This is a genomic window from Streptomyces sp. XY431 (assembly GCF_001279805.1).
Classification (GTDB): domain Bacteria; phylum Actinomycetota; class Actinomycetes; order Streptomycetales; family Streptomycetaceae; genus Kitasatospora; species Kitasatospora purpeofusca.
Genome location: NZ_LGDO01000110.1, coordinates 1 through 18,976 on the forward strand (window position 1 = coordinate 1; position 18,976 = coordinate 18,976).

Sequence of the window (18,976 nt, forward strand, 5' to 3'; positions counted from 1 at the left end):
GGCGGGGCGGGAGGGCGGGGCGCGCCGCCGGGGGCGAAGGACAGCGGGGCGCCGTCGACGTCGCACTGCTCCAGGACGGGCGCCGCCGCCCCGTCGCCGCCGAACGCGGCCGGGCAGTCCAGCACCCGGCAGCGGCGCAGTCGCGGCGCGGCGCCGGCCGCCAGGTGCAGTGCGGGCAGCCTGGTCCCGACCAGGTCGCAGGAGCTCAGCAGGCCGCCGGCGCCCTCGGCGAAGTACACGCCGTTGCGGCCGGTGCCGTCGATCCGCAGTCCGGTGATCACCGGGCGGGCGCCGGTCCAGACGACGACGCCCGAGCCGCTGCCGCCCTCCACCGAGCCGCCCTCCACCGTGGCCTCGGAGCCGGCGTCGAACAGGAGTCCGGCGGCGCCCGAGCCGGTGACCCGGTTGCCGGTCAGCACGGCGCGGCCGCCGGAGGAGACCTCCAGTCCGGCCCGGGAGGCTCCGACGACCGTGGTGCGGTCGATCCGCGAGCCGGCCGGGGAGGCGACGGCGACCCCGGTGTGCGCGGTGTCGATCCGGCAGCCGGTGACGGTGGCCCGGGCCTCGTCGGTGACGGCGACGCCGGTCAGGACGACCTCGCCGACCGTGCTGTCGGTGAGGCCCAGCACGGCCGAGCCCGCCACGTGGAAGCCGTGCTCGGCGCCCCGGCGCACCCGGCAGTCGGTGAACACGGCCTCGGCGCGGTCGGCGAGGTGGACCGCGCTGAACCCGCAGTCCTCCAGCCGGCAGTCGGTGAGGCGGGCGCGTGCCGTGCCGGTGGCGAGCAGCCCGTTGGCGCCCGGGGCGGTGACCGTGCAGCCGTCGGCGGTCAACCGGGCACCGTCCTGGAGCACCAGGGCGCTGGCGGCCGGACGCAGCACCCGGGTGTCGGTCAGGTCGGCGTGGGACTCGCCGCCGAGGTGGAGGCCGGCGGTCCCGGGCGTCTCGATCCGGGTGGTGGTGACCAGGGCGTGGGCGGTGTCCTCCAGCAGCAGCCCGGCGCGGCCCGGGGAGGTCAGCCGGGATTCCGTCATCCGCAGCCGGGACCTCCCGCGCAGCCGGATCCCCGAGCCGGTGGTGGACTCCAGGCGCAGGCCGGTGACGTCCAGCCGGGCGGTGCCGGCGAGCACCGCGCCCACCCCGTCGACCTCGGCGACGGTGGTGGACTCGACCCGCACCCGGGCGCCGCCGGACAGCCGCAGGGCGGCGTGCCGGGCGCCGGTCAGCCGGCAGTCGCGCAGCAGCACGGCGGAGGTCCCCTCCTCGCCCTCGCGGAAGTCCCCCGGCTCGGCGCCCTCCGGCCCGCGGACCTCGATCCGGCCGCCGGTCACGGTGCAGTGGTCGAGCACGAGGCCGGCCCCGGCGGTGACGGTGACGGCCGGGTCCCCGGGGTCGGCGCCCTCCAGTTCGAGGCCCCGGAGCAGGCAGTCGGGGCCGAGCACGCGGAGCACCGGGGCGCCGCCCGGCGGGGCCGCGAGCACCACCGTCCCGGGGCCCTGCTCGGCGACCAGGACGACCCGGTGGGCCAGTTCGAGCGATTCCTGGTAGCGGCCGGGCGTGATGACCACGCTGTCGCCGGGCTGCGCGGCCCGCAGGGCGTCGGCGACGAGACGGTGGGCGCCGCGGCCGCGCGGGCCGACGACATGGGTCCGGGTGGTCCGGTGGGGCATCAGGGCTGCTGTCCTTGCTTCGGTGCGGGGGCGGGCAGGGGGGCTCGGTACCAGGCCGGGTCGATGCTCGCCCGGTAGGCGTTGGTCAGCCAGAGCGAGGTGACCGTCTTCTCGAAGATCTTGAACGGGAGCTGGAGCCAGAACTCGGCGAAGCCCTGGCGGTGGAAGAAGCGGCTGCCGCCGCCGGCGATGACGGCGTTCTTGGCGAGCGCCGCGCTGCTCGCGGTGGTCAGACCGGCCAGGCCGGCGATGCCGCCGTCCAGGAAGGCGTCCATACCGCTGAGCACATGGGTCTTGCCGTCGGCGCCGGTGACGCCCCAGACGGCGGCGTTCATGGCGCCGTTGACCCAGCCGACGACGCCGCCGAGCGCGGCGTTGTAGAAGAAGTCGTAGGTGCCGCCGCGCCAGCGGGTCGGGGTCTCGTTGCCCGCCCACTCGTTGGCCCAGTGCTTGTCGTGGTTGTTGGGGTGGCGCAGCTCGTGCTTGCCGCCGTCGACGTTGCCGAACACCGACTTGGGGCCGCCGACCGCGCTGCCGCGCAGCTCGTGCATGCCGGTGGAGACCAGGCTCTTGACCCCCGCCCCGACCGCCGCGTTGGCGAAGGACTTGAGCACGTCCTTGCCGGTGAAGGGCTTGTTGTTGGCGGCGGCGACGATGCCGTTGACGGCCAGGTTGGCGCCGAACTCCAGGACGAACTCCTGGCCGAACTCCAGCGCGACCTTCTTCGCCAGCACCTTCCAGTACGGCTGGTAGAGGGCCTCGCCGAGCGGCACCGCGCCGTTGCGCGCCGCCGGCAGCCCCGGGACGCCGGCGAGGGCGTTCTGCATCCGCGGCACCCGCACCTCGACCGAGTCGCCCCAGGGCAGCCGGTTGGCCTCGCGGACCCGCCGGCCGAAGCCGCGGATCTCGGTGAGCGGGCCGCGGAAGTCGTACTCGTTTCCGGTGACCCGCAGGTTGCCGCCGGGCCCGGTCTCCCAGACCAGGCCGCTGTCGGTGCGCTGGGCGATGATCCGGTGGTTCTGGTCGTAGCGGCGCCACTGGCCGCGCCAGGCGTCCTTCTCCAGGAAGGTGCCGTCCCCGAGCGGCTTGCGCTCGCGGACCACCGCGCCGTGGTCGAACTCCTTCCAACTCCCCGCGGGGTGCGGGGCGTTGCCACCGGGAACGTACTGGCGCACCCGCAGCGGGCCCTCGCCGAGCGCGAGGTGCGGGGGGACTTCGCGCAGGGTGAGGGCGGGGCCGCCGGCGGCCGGACGGAACTCGTCGCGGAAGTGCCGGGTGCCGGCCGTCCAGTTGTCCTGCCAGGCCCGGGTGTCGGCGTTCCACCAGCGGCGCACCTGCTGTCCGGCGCCGAAGTCGACGGCCGTGCCGTTCGCCTCGTACTTGGCGGTGTGCCAGCGCTGTCCTCCGCCGGGCGGGGCGGCGCCCCGCCAGGAGTCGACCCAGCGACCGCCGTCCAGCAGGTTGCGCTCCCGGAGCAGGGCGCCGCCCGCGTCGAAGTCCCGGAAGGAGTCGTCCCAGGGCAGCCGGGGGTCGTCGGAGCCGCGGAAGGACTCGCGGCGGCCGGTGGTCCGGTTGCCCAGGTGGTCGGTGGCGGTCCAGGTCCACCGCCCGGAGTCCGGGCGGCCGGTGCCGGTGACCTCGATCCGGTGGCCCTGGGCGTCCTGCCAGATGTCGTGGCTGCCGGTCAGGTTGCCGTGCGCGTCCCGCTGGACCCAGGCGTGGGTGCCCCGGCCCTGGACGTTGGCGGTCGCCGGGTCCACCTGGGGCGGCACCCGGTACTCGCGGACCGAGCCGTCGGCGAAGCCCTCCCGGGCGACCTGCCAGTTGGCGCCGCCGTCCGGGCTGAACCGGTCCTGCCACAGCGGGTGGTCGCGGCCGGCCCCGGCGGGCGGGACCACCTCGACCCGGTAGCCGCGGCGACCGGGCTCCTCCCAGGGCAGGTGGGCCGGATCGGTGGGCGGGTGCGCGGGCGGGTTGGCGTGGTCGCCGACCTTGAGCGTGCTGCCGCCGTGCAGCTTCCCGGTGGAGCGGACGAAGCGGCCGTCGGCCCCGAGGTCGACGGCGGCGCCGTCCATGCCGACGTAGCGGACGCCGCCGCCCGGGTTGACGCCGCCCGCCTTGTCCCACAGGAAGACCTGGTAGCGGGTGTCGTCGGCGAGGTGCGCGGCGACGCCCTGCGGCCCGCCGGCACCCACCAGGTGCCTGCGCACCCACAGCGGCGGGCGCTGCTCGGACCAGCGGGTGGTGGTCAGGACCGCGTTGTCGGTGGCCAGGACCTCGCGCTTGCCGACCTCCTTGCCGTGCGGGGAGTGCCGCTCCCAGGTCTGCCGCACGCCGCCGCCCTGCCAGGTGTGCTCCAGGAACTGGCCGGCCTTGCCGGGGCCGTGACCCATCCCCCACTGCTTCTGGACGAGGGTGCCGTCGGCCAGCCGGTCGGTCCAGCCGGCGTCCCGGTGCTGGGTGCGCGGGCCGTGCGCGAGTTCCTGGCCGGCGCCGTCGAAGCGGTGCCAGGTCCAGCTGCGGTCGGCGTTGCGGACGGCGAAGGTGTGGCCGGTGACCCCGCCGGTCTTCTGCAGCCCGTCCCGGTACTCGTGGACGGGGTTGCCGCGGTGGTCGAGGTCCCGCCAGCCGAAGCCGGAGGTGTCGTAGCGCCGGGTGCCGTGCCCGCCGGGGCCGCCGGCGGCGTCCCACTGCGTCCAGACCGTGCGGCGGTCGAGGTCGCCGAACAACAGGGTGTCGGTGCGGCGGAAGGAGTCCAGCAGACCGCCACCGGGCAGCACCCGGCGTTCGAACACCTCGACCGGCGTGTAGGTGGAGGAGAGCAGCCGGATCCGGTCGCCGCCGCCGACCGTCTCCACCCGGCCGTGGTGGAAGGCGCCGGTGCCGGCCGGCGGCGGGACGGCGGCCGCCGGGTGCGGCTGCCGGCTCCAGGTCGCGCCGGCCGCCGGGGTGTGGTCGACGACGTACTGGTGGTCGGTGCGCCGCCCGCCGTCGACGACGTTGAAGCCCTGGTGGGTGATCCGGCCGTCCCCCGGCGCGTGGGCGGTGTACTCGCCGTGCCGGGGGCCGTTCGGCCGGTCGACGGAGACCTGGAGGCCGCCGTCGGCGCGGACGGTGACGGTGCGTTCGGGCACCCGGACGCCGGCCGCGTCCTCCAGCCGGCCGGGGAGGGCGGCGCCGCCGGGGCCGGGCGGGGGCAGGACGGCGAAGGTGTGGTCCGGGTTGCCGTCCGGGCCGCGCAGCGCGGTACCGGTCTCCAGCCGGGCGCCGTCCGCGCCGTAGCGCGCGAAGCCGTTGTCGGCGGCGGCGTCGGTGACCTGGAAGCCGCCGGCCGGACGGTCGGCGGCGGTCAGGTTCGGCACCGGGGTGCCGGTACCGTCCAGCACCCGGAGGGTGCGCGGGCCGCCGGGCGGGGTGTGCAGGGCCACCCACTGGTCGAGCGCTCCGCCGCCGGGCGCGTGCAGGCGGGCGGCGTCGTCGGTGAGCCGCCCGGCGTCGTCGAAGACGCGGTAGGAGCCGCCGGGGGCGGTGACCCGGAGGCCGGCGCCGTCGGCCGTGACCACCCGCGTGGCGTCCGGCTGGAACGCGGCGTCCAGCCAGGCCGGCTGCCCGGCGGGCGCCGGGTGGCCGGGCGCGTGGCCGGGGACCGGGTGGCCGGGCGCGTGGCCGGGGACCGGGTGGCCGGGCGCGTGGCCGGGGACCGGGTGGCCGGGCGCGTCGCGTGGCCGGGGACCGGGTGGCCGGGCGCGTGGCCGGGCGCGGGCACCGGGCGCTCCAAGTGGCCCACGACGGTGCCGTTGCCGTCGAGCAACTGCCGGCCGTCGGTCGTGAGCGTGCCGTCGGCGGCGAACCGCTCGTACGGCACGCCGCCGCCCGGGACGGCGGGCGCGCCCTCGATCCGGAACCCGCCGCCGGGGTGCGCCACCACGCGCTCGGGCAGCAGGGCGCCGGCCGCGTCGGTGAGCGCGTGCCCACCGCCGCCCTGCGGGACGACGAACCGGCCGCCCCGCACCCCCGCGCCGTCCCCGAGGGCCAGGCCCCGCTCGGCGAACCCGCCCTGCGGCGTGTACCGGGTGGAGACTCCGGTGACCGGGTCGGTCACCCGCCATCCACCGCCCGTCAGCCCCTCCCCCGTCAGACCCGTCGGCGTACCCGCCGTATCCGTCACCCTCGGCGGGTTGCCGTCGGCCAGGAAGTGCGTGCCACGGGCACCCGCCGCGTCGGCCAGCGACACCCCCGCCTCCACCTGCAGACCGTTCGCCCCGTACCGCACCGAACGCCCCGTCACCGGATCCGTCAACCGCACCCCACCATTCGCCAGATCCGTCACCGGCTGCGGCAGCACAGCGCCACCGGCGTCGGTGAGCGCGTGCCCGCCGCCACCCTGCGGAACGACGAAGCGGTTCCCGCGCAGCCCCGCGCCGTCCCCGAGGGCCAGGCCCTCGGCGCGGAAGGCTCCGCCGTTGTCGTACAGCGCCGAGCGGCCGGTGACCGGGTCGGTGACCCGCAGCCCGGCTCCCCCCGGCAGCTCGGTGAGGGTGTGGCCGCCGCCGGACAGCGAGCGGGTGATCGTGCCGTTGTCGTGTCCAAGCAGCAGGACCGGGCCGAACGGCGTGCCGTCGCCGAGGAGCAGCGGGCGGCCCTCCTCGACCAGCCGGCCGGCGTGGTCGAAGCCCCGGTGGCCGCCGGTGGCCGGGTCGCGCAGGTCGAAGCCGCCGCCCGGGCGCGGGGCGGCCTGGAGGGGGGTCACGCCGTCGGGGTCGTGCACCCGGTGGGTGGCCGCCCCCTGCGGGTCGAAGTCGGTGTGCACGTGGTAGCCGGCGGGGGCTCCGTCGAGGCCGGTGAGCGGCAGGTCCTCGGCGACCAGGCGGCCGTTGCCGTCGTAGGAGTGGGTGGTGCCGAGCCGGGTGTCGTGCAGGTCGAAGCCGCCGCCGGGCCGGGGCGTCGGCTGCAGCATCGGGTCGGGCACGTCGTGGGCGTCGAGTACCCGGTGGACGGTGCCGTTCGGGGTGGTGGCGGACTCGATCCGCAGGCCGTTGGGGCCGGCGGTGCCCTGGTCGGCGAGGGCGAGCACGACCGGCTGCGGGGCCGGCGGCTGCGGCTGGGCGTGCTGGGGCTGGCCGTGCTGGGGTGCCGGGTTGGGCGCGAGCTGGGGCTGCGGGTTGAGGTGCTGCGGCATCCCGCCGCCGTTCTCCGCGCCGCCGAGCAGCCGGGGGCGTTCGCGGAGGCTGTCCGCCGTGAGCGCGGCCAGGTCGCGGTCCATCCGGGCGGGGTCGATCCCCAGCCCGGTGACCCGCTCCAGGGCCGCGTCGACCTTGAGCGCCGCGGCGTCCACCGAGGCCTGGGCGTGGATCACCACGGGGCTGGGCCGGGAGCCGCTGCCGGGACGCGCCCGGAGGTCCGCCGACAGGCGCTCGGCCCGGCCGAGGTCGTGCCGGGCGAGGGTGAGGTCGGCCCAGGCGTCCAGCCGGGCACCGCGGCCGGGGTCGTCGGCCGCGCCGAACAGCCCGGCCACCCGGTCGCCCTGCTCGCGCCAGAGCCGGTCCAACTGGGCGCCGGTCAGCCGCTCGGGGCCGCCGTGCCCGCCGGCCGCGGGCACCGTCGGCAGGTCGTGCACCGTCGTCAGGTTCTGCACCGACGCGGACGGCGGCAGCGGCGTCGAACCGAGGACGGCGGGCGGCAACGGAACAGGTGCCGCCGGGACCGGGCCCGCGAGTCCCTGGACCGTCCCGTGCCCGGGGCCGGGCTGGAGCAGGCCGAGCGCCTCGTCCACCCGGCCGAGGCCGCCGTGCGCCCCGGAACCGCCGTTCACCCCGAGGTCGGTGACGCCGCCGGCGCCGGGTGCGCCGCCGAGACCGGTCGGCAGGGTGACGGCGTGCACCGGCGGCAGCGCCACCGCCGGGGCCGGGGTCACCCGCGGCGCCGCGAACTCCCCCAGGTGCAGGTTGACCTGGTTGGCCGCCAGGGCGCGCGTGCTGTGGTCGCCGAGGTTCCCGCCCGCCGTGAAGACCGGCGCGTCGGCCCGGTTCAGCGGGGAGCCGGTGGCCAGCAGGTCCAGGGCGCCGTTCAGGTGCGCTCCGGGACCGGCCGTCCCGAGCCCCGGCACGGTCACGGCGCCCGTGACCGTCGACGGCAGGGCCGTGCCGTGCACCGCCGCCGTCGGGAGCGTGCCGGCCGTCAGGTGCGGGACGGCCGCGGAGGGGGTGAGCAGGTCGGCCGTGTGGACGGCCGGGGTCGCCGGGGAGACGGTGTGCAGCGCGCCGGTGCCGAGGGCGGTCGGCGCACCGCCGGCCTGGTGGAGGCCGAGCGCCTGGGTCTGGAGGTTCGGGACGTGGGCGGTGGCGGGGCCGCCGGTGCTGAGGGTGTCGGCCAGGTGCACGGGGGCGGGGGTCGGTGCGCCGGCGGCGAGTCCGCCGGTCCCGTGCAGGCCGCCGGGTGCGGCGCTGACGCCGAGTCCGGTCTCCACGTGCAGCCCGCCCGGGGTGACGACGGTGCCGCCGGCCCAGCTGCCGACCGGGTGCAGCTCGCGGATCGGGGTGTCCAGCAGCGCGTCCAGCCGGCGGACGGCGTCCGGGGCGAGCGAGAGGCGGTCGGCGAGGTCGTTGTGCAGGCGGAAGTCGGACGGCCGGGTGTAGGAGAGGCCGGAGCCGGACGTTTCCGGGTGCGGGATCTCCAGCCGGCGCGGCCCGGCCCAGTCGCCGACCCGCACCTTCGCCAGGTCGGTGCGGCTCAGGTCGACGAGGCCGTCGACCCGGTGCACCGGGGGCGGCACGGGGACGGCGGCCGCCGTCCGGCCGGCGGTGCCGAGCAGCGGTGCGCCGTACCGGAAGTTGCCGAGGACCCCGCGCTCCCAGAGGCCGATCCGCAGGGCGCCGCGCAGCCCGTACCGGCCGATCTCGGCCGCGTCGACGGGGAGCACCAGCCGCAGCCACTTGGTGCCGCCGAGCTGGGCGCGGGCGAAGTCCCAGGAGGCGGACCCGACCCGCCCGAGGTTGGCCGGCAGGCCGCGGACCAGGGCGGGAAGTCCCTTGACGCCGTTGACCACGGCGATTCCGCTCGCGCGGAAGGTGACCCCGGCGAAGTGCGGCAGCCGGGTGACCCCGTTCAGCACCCAGAGGCCGCCCGCCTTCACCCAGCCGCCGGTCATCCGGGCGAGGTCGGCGAGGCCCGGCAGGAAGGCGAAGGCGTGCGAGCCGCCGCCGGTGAAGACCCCGCGGAAGAAGCCGCCGACCGCCTGGGCGACGCCCTTGATCCCGGTCCAGGTGAACTTGGCCCCGGCGCTGATGAGTTTGAGCAGCGGCAGGCCCTTGGTGGTGGGGGCGATCATGCCGAGGCCGGACAGGAAGAGGTCCAGCGCGCTGGCCCTGCCCTGGGAGAAGTCGACCGCGGTCTTCACGAAGATCGCCAGATTGACGCCGATGGCGATCAGCGCGATCGGCCCGCCGAAGATCAGCGCGGGCAGGATCAGCGCGATCGCCAGCCACTGGAAGGCCTCCCAGAACAGGTCGCAGTCGGAGACCGGCTGCTTGATCCCGCGGGCGGCGCTGCTGAGGGCCGAGCCGGCGGTGCGGCCGGCCTCGTCCTGGGCGGTGCCGGCCCGGCGGGCGGTGCTCGCCAGTTCGGTGCGCCGGGTGTCGTCCTGGGCCAGTCCGCGGCCCTGGGAGAGCGCGTTGTCGGCGCGCCACTGCTGGTCGCGGACCACCCCGGCATAGGTGGTCAGGGCCCGCGCGGAGTTCTCGAAGCCGTCGGCCACCGACTGGACGAAGGCCCGCAGCGGCCCGCTGATCTTGTCCCGGAGGGCGTCCGCCGTCTGGCCCGTGAACGCGCCCTGGCCGGTCTTGTCGAGCACGGCGGCGAGCGCGTCGTCGATCTCCCGGGCGGTGCGGCCGAGGTCGGCCAGGGAGCGCTGCACCTCGTCGATCCGGTCCGGGTCCCCCGGCGTGGGGTCGGCGGACAGGCCGATCGCGTTCCAGTCGGTCGGACGCTGGGGCACCGTCGTCTCCTCCTCGTCCGTGGGCACGGCCGGCCGCCGCGGCGCGCGGCACTTCTCGGGAGGACCACGTGCCGGGGTCCCCGGCGGTTCACGGCGGACGGCACCCGACGGCACCCGGTGTCCGGTGAACCGCGGGGGCCGCCGGCACGTGGTCGACCGGGAACACCGCGCGCCGATCCGACCGGAGGGAAATCCCGTGCCCGACTTCTCGATGGACTACGGCGTCCTGCACGAGGCCCGCAAGGACCTGCACAACCTGGCCGACCGGATCTCCCCGACCCTCCACGACAGCCTGTTCTCCCAGTACGGTTCGGGGAAGCTCGGCGACGCCCAGGCGGTGTTCGGCGATCCGAACGTCACCAACGGCTTCCGCAGCCTCTACCGGCTCTCCAAGGACCCGATGAACCGGGCCGTGGACCACCTCAAGCAGCTCGGCGACGTGTTCGGCGCGGTCGCCGACGGCTTCTTCGACGTGGACGCCCAGATCGCCGACGGCCTGGGCGTGATGGGCGCCAACATGGGGCTCGACCAGTGGCGCGACCGGCAGGCCGCCTGGGAGTACCGCAACGCCCACGCCGACCAGTGCCACCCCGGCGAGGACGGCACCGTGCCGGAGTTCTGCCGGGCCACCGACCCGGGCGCACCGCCCGTCGACCAGACCATCGACACCGCGAACGGCTCGGTGCACACCCACCTCACCCTGGACGCCGACCACAACGTGATCAAGGAGGAGACCACCGTCACCCACGACGGGCAGAGCTACACCTCCACCACCGCCTACTCCGACCACGGCCGCTCGTTCACCACCGACACCGTGTACGCGGACGGCACCAAGAACCACGCCGAGACCCACCTGCACGAGGACGGCAGCGGCGACATGACCGTCACCGACAACGACGGCACGGCCACCCAGTACCACCGCAACGGGCCCGGCCAGGAATGGCAGCAGACCGGCGGCGGAAGCTCCCAGGACGACTGAGGGCGCCGCCCGAACCGGCCGGGACCGACGACCTCCCCGGCCGGCCGACCCCCCTTCGAAAGGACCGCGACATGCCCAACATCTCCCTCGACTTCGAGAAGATCGAGACCACCTCGGGCCGGCTCGACTCGGCGGCCGAGAACATCGTGCCGATGCTCAACGACCTGAAGAACGACGTGAACAACCTGCTCGGCGACGGCATGGTGTTCCAGCAGTCCAGCCCCGCGATGCAGGAGGCCTACGACAAGTTCAACACCAGCCTGCTGGCCGCGATGGAGGGCATCAAGGGCTTCGCGAAGCAGTTCCGCCAGATCAAGGACCAGATGCACCAGATGGACCAGGACATGGCGAGCAGCCTGCGCGAGAGCAGCTGACGCCTGCACCGCACGGGCCGGGGTGCGCAGCTCCGTGCTGCGCACCCCGGCCCCGGCCCGCCCGGCCCCCGACTCGCTCGGTCTCCGGCCCGCTCGGTCCCCGACTCAGTCCTCGCTGCGCAGCACCGTCAGCGGCACCTGCACGGCCATCGCCTCGCCGCCCCGCCCGGTGGTCCAGCCGCGGCCCGCGACCGGGGTGGCCCGGATCAGGTGCACCGGCAGCCGGACGCCGATCATGTCGCCCTCCTGGAGGCTCTTCGGCCCCAGCAGCAGACCCCGCCGGGCCCGCTTGGCCGCGCTGAGCCAACTGCCCATCGCCAGCTGGAGGGCGTCCGCCGACCCCGCGTAGACCAGGCCGAGGCCGCGGTCCCGGCCGAAGGCGGCGACCTCCTTGAGCACGCGGTCGCAGGCGGGCGCCGCCAGCAGGTCCGCGTCGTCGACCACCACCACGCGGGGACCGGCGAGTCCGTCCAGGGCGGCCGGCACGTCCTGTGCGGACGGGTCCGCGTCGGTCAGCACCCGGGCCCTGGCGTGCCGGGCCAGCGCCCGCAGCGGGGAGTGGCGCGGCGCGAGGACGACCAGCCCGGTGCCGCCGGCGAGCAGCGAGACGGCCAGTGAGGCGAGCGCCGTGCTGCGCCCGGATCCGGGCGGGCCGAGCACCGCGAAGGCCGCGGCGGCCCCGGCGAGGTCCACCCCGACCGGTCCGGCGTCGTCGCCGCCGAGGCCGAGCAGGCCCCACAGGGGGCGACGGGAGTCCTCCGGGACGGCCGCGTACGCCTCCGCGAAGTCCACCGAGCGGGGCAGCGCGGCGACCGGGAAGGGACGCAGTCCGGGCGGCACCGCGCCGTCCCGGCGGGTGCTCTCCGCACCGATCGCCGCCAGCGCCCTGGCCTGTTCCCGGCCGCCGGCGCCGGGGGCGAGCAGCGCGACCTGGGTCTCGGTGCCGCTGAGCGTGTGCCAGCCCCGGCCGGCCGGGATACCGGCCGGCACCTTGCTCGGCGAGAGTCCGACCAACTGGTAGTCGTTGCGGTCGCCCTGGCGCAGCAGCAGCTTGTGGTCGTTGTGCGCGGCGAGCCGGCCGCCCAGCAGTGACCGCTCGGAGGTGGCGACGACGTGGATGCCGGCCGCCGCCCCCTCCCGCAGCAGCCGGGTGACCAGGTCGGCGAGCCGGCCGTTGTCGTGGTCGTCCAGCAGCCCGGACAGCGCGTCCCAGCCGTCGATCAGCAGCAGGACGTGCGCGGGCCGCTCCGGCTTCGGCAGCGCGGCGCGCAGCTCGTTGAGCCCGGCCGCGTTCCGCTCGCTGCACAGCTCCTGACGTCGCGTCAGCTCGGCGGTGAGCCGGTGCAGCAGGCGTTCGAGCCGTTCCTGGTCGTGCCGGGAGACGACCGCCCCGCAGTGCGGCAGGGCGTTGAGGGCGGCCAGCCCGCCGCCCGCGGCGTCGATCCCGTACAGGTGGACGTCCGCGCAGGACGCCGTCCTGGCCACCGAGCCGGCCAGGGTGCGCAGGACCTGCGTGCGGCCGGAGCGGGGGGCGCCGATCACGTACAGGTGGCCGAAGGAGGCCAGGTCGACGGTGGCGACCCGGCGCTGCTGGAGCTGGGGGACATCCTCCAACGCGTAGGGGACCACCGGGAGTTCCGCGTTCCCGGCGGGCGGCAGCAGCGCCGTCACCTCGTCCAGCAGCACCTCCTCGGGCAGGGCGGGCAGCCAGGGGCTGGGCTGCGGGGTGAAGTCGTCCAGGGCGGCGGCGGCCTCGCGGACGGCGGCGACCAGGGCCTGGAGGTCGGTCGGGACGGGTGCGGCGGGCGCGGCGGGGTCTCCCGCGACGAGCGGCAGGGCGAGCGCGCGGCCGAGGCCGGTCCAGGACAGTCCGGTGGCCCGCACCGGCCCGCGGGGCCGCTCGGCGGCGGCCGCGCCGGCCGCGTCGGGGCGGGCCGCACCGGCCCAGGCGCTCTGGAACGGCACCGTGGAGCGGTGCCCCAGCCGGACGAGGGCGCGCCCGGGCGCGGAGGCCGGGATGTGCACCGCCTCCGAGGTGTCGATGATGTCCTGGCTCTCGGTGGAGTCGGTGACCCGCAGCGCGATCCGCAGATTGGTGTTGGCGCGGATGTCACTGGTGACGGCTCCCGAGGGCCGCTGGGTGGCGAGCACCAGGTGGATGCCGAGGGAGCGGCCGCGCTGGGCGATCCCGATCAGCCCCGGGACGAAGTCGGGGACCTCGCGGACCAGGGTGGCGAACTCGTCGATCACCAGCAGCAGCCGCGGCAGCGGGGGCAGCGCCGGGTCCGCGACCCGCTTGGACCGGTACTCGGGGTGGTCCTTGGCCGCGACATCGGCCAGCAGCCTTTCGCGGCGCCGCAGTTCGGCACCGAGCGACTCCAGGGCGCGCTCCACCAGGTGGGCGTCCAGGTCGGTCACCATACCGAGGTTGTGCGGGAGTTCGGCGCACTCGCGGAACGCCGAACCGCCCTTGTAGTCGACCAGGACGAAGGTGAGTTCGTCCGGGCGGTTGGCGGCGGCCAGCGAGGCCACGAAGGACTGGAGCAGCTCCGACTTGCCGGAGCCGGTGGTCCCGGCGACCAGGGCGTGCGGTCCGTCGCGGACCAGGTCGAGGGTGAGCGGGCCGTCGTAGCCCGTCCCGAGCAGGAAGGAGGTGGCCGCCGGGCGGCGGCGCCAGCGGGCCAGCAGGGCGGCGGGGTCCGGCGGTTCGAGCCGCAGCAGGTCCAACAGCCGGACCAGCTGCGGCAGTCCGGCGTCGTGCTCGGGGCTGACGTCGCGGACCGGCGCGAGCGCCCTCGCCACCTGCTCGCACCAGTCGGCGTCGACCAGGTCGGCGCGCACATCGGTGAGGTCGGGTGCGCCGGTGCGGCGGACGGTGAGGCGGTGCCCGGCGGCGAGGACGACGGTGCCGCACTCCTCGGGCAGCAGCCGCTCCTGGGCGTCGAGGCAGATACTGAAGACCCGTACCCCGGGCCCCTCGGTGAGCACCTGCACCATGCCGGGCACGTCGCGCAGGTGCCGGGCCCCGTCGGCGATCACCAGGACGTCCGGTTCGTTGAACATCGCCTTGCCCATGGAGGAGCCGAGCACCCGCCGGCGGGCCTGGATCTGGGCGACCAGTTCCGAGATCCGGTTGGCGGTGGACTCCGGGTCGTTGCCGACGGCCACCACCGGCCCGGCCCCGCCGGATGCGACCCCGCCTGGTCCGGCCCCGCCGCCGGGCGGGCGCAGGTGGGGCAGCCACCGCACCCAGGCCCAGCCGTCGGCGCGCGAGCGGTCGGAGAGGACGACGACGCGCAGGTCCCGCGGGCTGTGCAGGACGGCGGACTGGGCGACCAGCCAGCGGGCCAGCGCCTGGACGGCGGGCCCGGTGCCGGCCACCCCCACCACGCCGAACTCCGCGACCTCGATGCCGATCGGCACATCGGGGATGCTCCAGCGCACCAGGCGGTGGTTCTCGTCCCGCGCCGGGTCGTCGATCTCCTTCACCGACGGCTGGTCGACCGTGCCGATGCGCAGCACCAGGTGGTCGGGGTCGTGCCGGCGCCGCTCCCAGAGCCGGCCGCCGGGGCCGGTGGCGGTCAGCGCGACCGTCGCGGGGTCCGGCCCCGCCACTCCGCGCACCCGGCGCTCGCGGTCGGCGGCGGTCCGGATCTCCTGCTCCAGGACGCGGCGCCGGGCCTCGTAGCGGGCCACCGCCTCCTCGTGCTGCTTGCGGTTGCCGCGCCGCCCGACGATCCAGTTGGAGACGGCCATCAGCGGGCTGAAGAGGATGAAGACCAGGTAGAAGTACGACTGGAAGACCGCCACCATGACCATGCCCAGCACGACCGGGGCCAGCATCAGCAGCAGCGGGAAGGGCCGCCGGGAGGGAGCGGTCGGCGGCAGGGGCAGCCGCATCCGCTCGGCGTCCAGGTGCGGGACGATCCGCGGCGGGCGGTTGTAGTCGACGCCGATGCCGTCGGCGGACGGCACCACGGCGGCGTCCGGCTCGACCGGCTCGACCAGGCGCAGCAGGGCGGCGCCGACGGTGAGGTCGGCGCCGACCGGCCAGGCGGTGCCGCCGTCGGCGCGGTCGGCGCGGTGGGTGCGATCGGTGCGGTCGGCTCGGTGGGTGCGGTCGGTGCGGTCCGTGTGGACGTTGCGCTCCGTGTGAACGTTGCGCTCCGTGGCGGGCGGGCTCGGCGTGCGGAGCGCGATCGCCTCGTCGCCGTCGTCCGGGGGCGGGGTGCCGCCCTCGGGGGCACCCGGGACGGAGCCCGCTCCGTCGTCGCCGTCGTCGTCGCCGCCATAGCCGTAGCTGTCGCTGTCACTGTCGCTGCCCGGGGAGCCATCGGGGTCCTTCGACCGACCGGGGCCGACGGGTGCGCGGTGCCAGCCCGCCGAGCCGTCCGGGCCGACGGTCAGCCAGAGGCCGCCCGCGGGAGCGCCGGAGCCGCGGAGGCGGACCGTGCAGGACGGGTCGCTGCCGATCTCGTGGCTGCCGGGCCCGAGCCGCCAGATCCGCCCCGCCCCCGGACCGGAGACGAGGTGCAGCTCCAGTTGGACGGGGTCGCCCGGGCGCCGGTCCGGCGCGCTGCTCCGGACCCGGTCGGGCTCCTCGGCGGGAGCGCCGAGACCGAGCACGGCACCCTCCCGCACACCCGTCCCGGCGACCGCCGTCCCCGGGTCCAACCGCCGCGCCCCGAGGTGAAGTCCGCGCGGGGCGACGGCTCCCGTTCCGGCCAGGAAGGCTTCCACGTCGTCGCCGGGGGGACCGGGGTCCTGCCCGGGCCCGGCGGTCCCGACGGCCCCCGCGGGGTCGGGGTCCCGCCGGTCCAGCGCCGCCGCCAGCTCGCCGACGGTCGCACCGGGAGGCAGGTCGAGGACGTGGTCGCGGCGGTCGGTGCCGTCGGCGACGGTGACGGTCAGCTTCACCGGGTGGTCTCCAGGGGGTCGGGCAGGCTGGGCTGGGGCGGGCAGGTCGTCGGCCGGGATGCCGGGACCCGGCCCGGCCGCACGGTCAGCCGACGGGCCGGGTCGCGGACAGGAGGGTGGTCTCGGAGGGACGCGCGGAGACACCGGCCGTGTACCCGGCCGGTCCTGGCCCGGGCTCGGGCTCGGCGAAGTCGTCCTCGACATCCGGCTCGGGCCCGGGCTCGGGTTCCGGTTCCGGGTTCGGCTTCGGCGGGGGCCAGGACTCCGCTTCCGGCGGGGGCCAGGATGCGGACTCCGCGTCCGGGAGGGGCTTCGGAACGCCGGACGCGGACGCGACGCCGGGCGCCGGCCACTCCGCCGCCCCGGGCTCGTCCGGCTCGACCGGCTCCTCCTCCGGCTCCGGTCCGTGCAGCAGCAGCCGCAGGACCGTCGGGTCCGGCACCACCGGGCCGACCCGGAACGACGACGGTTCCGAACCGGATCCGCTCCCCTCGTTCGGTTCCGGATACACCGGCCCGACCCGGAACGGCTGCGGCGCGAGCGCCACCGACCGTCCGGCGCCCGGCAGTTCGCCGTCCGGACCGGATTCCTCCGACGGGTCGGACGAGTCCTCCGACGAATCCGGATCCGTCGTCACCCCCGTGACCGACACGGACCCTGCCGTCGACTCCTCGGGCTCCCCCAGGTCCGCCGACTCCTCCGACTCCGACGACTCCCCCGACTCCGGCAGCTCCCCCGACTCCGGCACCACACCGCCCGGCTCCACCAGGTCGGATTCGTCCAACTCGGCCGGTGCGAAGGCCGGGTAGGGCGGCAGGGCCCGAAGGATCCGGGCCGTGGCCCGGGCCAGCGCGACCGCCTCGACCCGCAGCGCAGTCCCGCGCAACCGGAGGCCGTCCCGGTCGACCGTCACCAGCCGGGCCGAGCCCCGCGCACCGCCGAGCACCAGCAACCGGGCACCCGTCGCGGGGCGGAACCCCGCGGGGGCGACGGGACAGACGGCGAAGGCCGGCTCCCCGTCCGCCGCGACCCGGTCGGCCGCGGCGAGCGCCTCGACCGGTGCCGGGCCCGCGTGGCGCGCGTGGACGCCGTCGGCAACCACCACGGCGCCCACCGGCAGCCGGGCGTCCAACTGCGCCGCCACCGCCTGGAGTACGGCGTGGGCGAGCACCCGGTCGCCGCCGAACTCGGTCACGGCAGGTCCGGTCGCGAGGTCGAGCAGCACCGCGGCGGGCCCGTCGGTGCCGACCAGCGCCAGCAACGGCGCCGGGCCGCCGTCCGCGGCCGTCGACCGCAGCTCGTCCCGGGCGCTCCACCAGAGCCGCGGGTCCGCCGCGTCCACCACCCACGGCTCGGGCGGGACCGGCGGCCGGCCCGGGCCGCAGGACACCAGTACACCGACCGTGTGCGCGCCGAGCAGTACGGCGTACGGACGCACCCCCGCCACCCGTCCGGCGCCGAGGACGGCCCGCTCGGCGTCCGCCCAGCCCGCGCGGTCGGCCAGCAGCCTCCGGACGGTGCGCAGTTGGCGTGCGTACCGATGCCGCGCCGCGAACGGGGCGGCGAACGCACGTGCAGTAACCGCGAGTTCGCGGCGCAAGCGACGCCGGAACAACCGCCAGCCACCCGCGCGACGGGCGGTGAGGTGGGCGAGGACGGCGAGCAGCACCAGCACCCCGCCGATGCCGATCAGCGTGGTGGTACCGGGCATCGCTGGCAGGAGACCGGACGGCGGGAACGACGCGACGGCGGCCCCCGCGACGGGGAGGCCACCCGGGGCAGCGGCGGAGGCTTCGCCCACGGGAAGGACGACGACACCGGCGGCGGCTTCGGTCACGGAACGGACGACAGCACCGGTCACGAGGCGACCACGCCCCGGTCGGAGAGGTGCCGGCGCAGCGACCGGACACCGTGGTGGGTACGCGACTTGAGGGTCCCGCCGGGTATCCCGAGGGCGCGGGCGACCTCCGCGCCGGGGCGCCCGAGGAGATGGACGTGCACCACGGCCTCCTGGTGGATGCGGTCGAGCGAGCGGAGCGCATCGACCAGCACCAGCCGGTCGAGGATCCGGTCGGACGGGTCGGCGGCGTCCGCCGCCAGCGGGGCCGGGAAGCCCTCGAACGTGATGCCGACCGGCACCGCGCGATTCTTGCGCCACTCGTCGATCAGCAGGCGGCGGGCGACCGTGAACAGCCACAGCCGGATCGGCCGGCCGTCCCAGTCCAGCGCCTCGGCGGCCTGCCAGGCCCGTAACATCGCCTCCTGGACGATGTCCTCCGCCCGGTGCGGATCGTTGCCGCTGAGCCCGCTGATGAAGCGGTGCAGGACTTCGCGTTCGGCCACCAGGAGTTCCGCCCACGGTGCGGTGGTCGGCCCCGACCGGGCCTGGTCGGCTGTGTGCGCCATGATGCCGCCTTGCTCTCCTCGCGAGACCGGTCCGGGCGGTGCCGCGTCCTCGGGCGGATCACGGGTCCACCCCCGGACGGCCGTCACCGTAGCGCCGCGGGGGAACGGGCGGCCGATGCTCCGGTGAACTCCGGGCCACTGCGGCCTGTCGTGAGATGGACACGCCATGGATGTCGGGCGGCCGCCACGCGCACGACACCCCGGGTTCATGCCGCGGCCGGACGACCGGAGGAACATCCCGAGCGCCCGCCCTCGCCCTGGAGGCACACGTGTCCGGACCGTCCGACCCGCCGTCAGCCGCCGTACCCGACCGGGTGTCCCCGCCCGTCCCGTCGCCCCGGCCGCACCGGGACGGCGGCACACCGGCACCGGGCCGGCACCCCGAGCCCGCACGCTTCTCCGACAGCTTCCTGCGCCACCCCCCGAACCCGCCGCGCGGGCTCCTGCCGCAGGCCAGGGTCTGGACCACCACGGCCGCCGCGGCCGCACTGGTCGGCGCCGTCGCCCTCTGCTCCGCCCTGCTGCCCGCCGGGAACGGCGCCGCGCCCCACGCCGCACCGAACGCCGCCGCCCCCGCCGCCACGGTGACGACCGTCGCGCCCGGGGCCGCCGACCCGACCGAAGGCCCGCCGAGCCC

General features: G+C 76.6%; 7 protein-coding genes and 1 pseudogene. 3 read left to right on the forward strand and 5 right to left on the reverse strand.

Annotation, left to right across the window (positions count from 1 at the left end; genetic code table 11):
- A partial coding sequence (locus ADK60_RS14135; protein WP_199839665.1) for a right-handed parallel beta-helix repeat-containing protein occupies nt 1-1,670 on the reverse strand: 1,670 nt, incomplete at its 3' end.
- Nucleotides 1,671-5,019: 3,349 nt separating this feature from the next.
- Nucleotides 5,020-9,663: a putative T7SS-secreted protein gene (locus ADK60_RS44780; RefSeq protein WP_053646134.1), complete on the reverse strand. Its 4,644-nt coding sequence runs from the start codon at nt 9,661-9,663 to the stop codon at nt 5,020-5,022.
- A 196-nt stretch (nt 9,664-9,859) separates the two neighbouring features.
- On the opposite strand from ADK60_RS44780, the gene ADK60_RS14145 reads away from it, so the two are divergent.
- Together ADK60_RS14145 and ADK60_RS14150 are read left to right on the forward strand one after the other, a co-directional pair.
- Nucleotides 9,860-10,642, forward strand: coding sequence for a hypothetical protein (locus ADK60_RS14145; RefSeq protein ID WP_159394353.1), 783 nt, complete (start codon nt 9,860-9,862; stop codon nt 10,640-10,642).
- A 71-nt stretch (nt 10,643-10,713) separates the two neighbouring features.
- Complete coding sequence (locus ADK60_RS14150; RefSeq protein ID WP_045942225.1) at nt 10,714-11,016, forward strand: WXG100 family type VII secretion target; 303 nt, start codon at nt 10,714-10,716, stop codon at nt 11,014-11,016.
- Nucleotides 11,017-11,121: 105 nt separating this feature from the next.
- On the opposite strand, the gene ADK60_RS14155 is transcribed toward ADK60_RS14150, so the two are convergent.
- The 3 genes from ADK60_RS14155 to ADK60_RS14165 all read right to left on the reverse strand — a co-directional run bounded on the left by ADK60_RS14155 (nt 11,122) and on the right by ADK60_RS14165 (nt 18,339).
- Entirely contained in the window at nt 11,122-15,933 is a 4,812-nt protein-coding gene (locus ADK60_RS14155; RefSeq protein WP_053646138.1) for an FtsK/SpoIIIE domain-containing protein, read from the reverse strand.
- An 85-nt stretch (nt 15,934-16,018) separates the two neighbouring features.
- Nucleotides 16,019-17,644 carry a hypothetical protein gene (locus tag ADK60_RS44785; protein ID WP_159400437.1) on the reverse strand — a complete coding sequence of 542 codons (1,626 nt, stop codon included), beginning with the start codon at nt 17,642-17,644 and terminating at the stop codon, nt 16,019-16,021.
- 146 nt (nt 17,645-17,790) lie between these two features.
- Nucleotides 17,791-18,339 (reverse strand): sigma-70 family RNA polymerase sigma factor, encoded by a 549-nt coding sequence (locus ADK60_RS14165; protein ID WP_053646142.1) that lies wholly within the window; start codon nt 18,337-18,339, stop codon nt 17,791-17,793.
- 269 nt (nt 18,340-18,608) lie between these two features.
- Here ADK60_RS14165 and ADK60_RS14170 point away from each other — a divergent pair.
- Nucleotides 18,609-18,976 (forward strand): annotated as a pseudogene (locus tag ADK60_RS14170) (hypothetical protein); the annotation flags it as partial.

Coding starts and splice junctions, on each gene's coding strand:
- ADK60_RS14150 (WP_045942225.1), top strand. CDS start 10,714: ATGCCCAACATCTCCCTCGACTTCGAGAAGATCGAGACCACCTCGGGC.
- ADK60_RS44785 (WP_159400437.1), bottom strand. CDS start 17,644: ATGCCCGGTACCACCACGCTGATCGGCATCGGCGGGGTGCTGGTGCTG.
- ADK60_RS14165 (WP_053646142.1), bottom strand. CDS start 18,339: ATGGCGCACACAGCCGACCAGGCCCGGTCGGGGCCGACCACCGCACCG.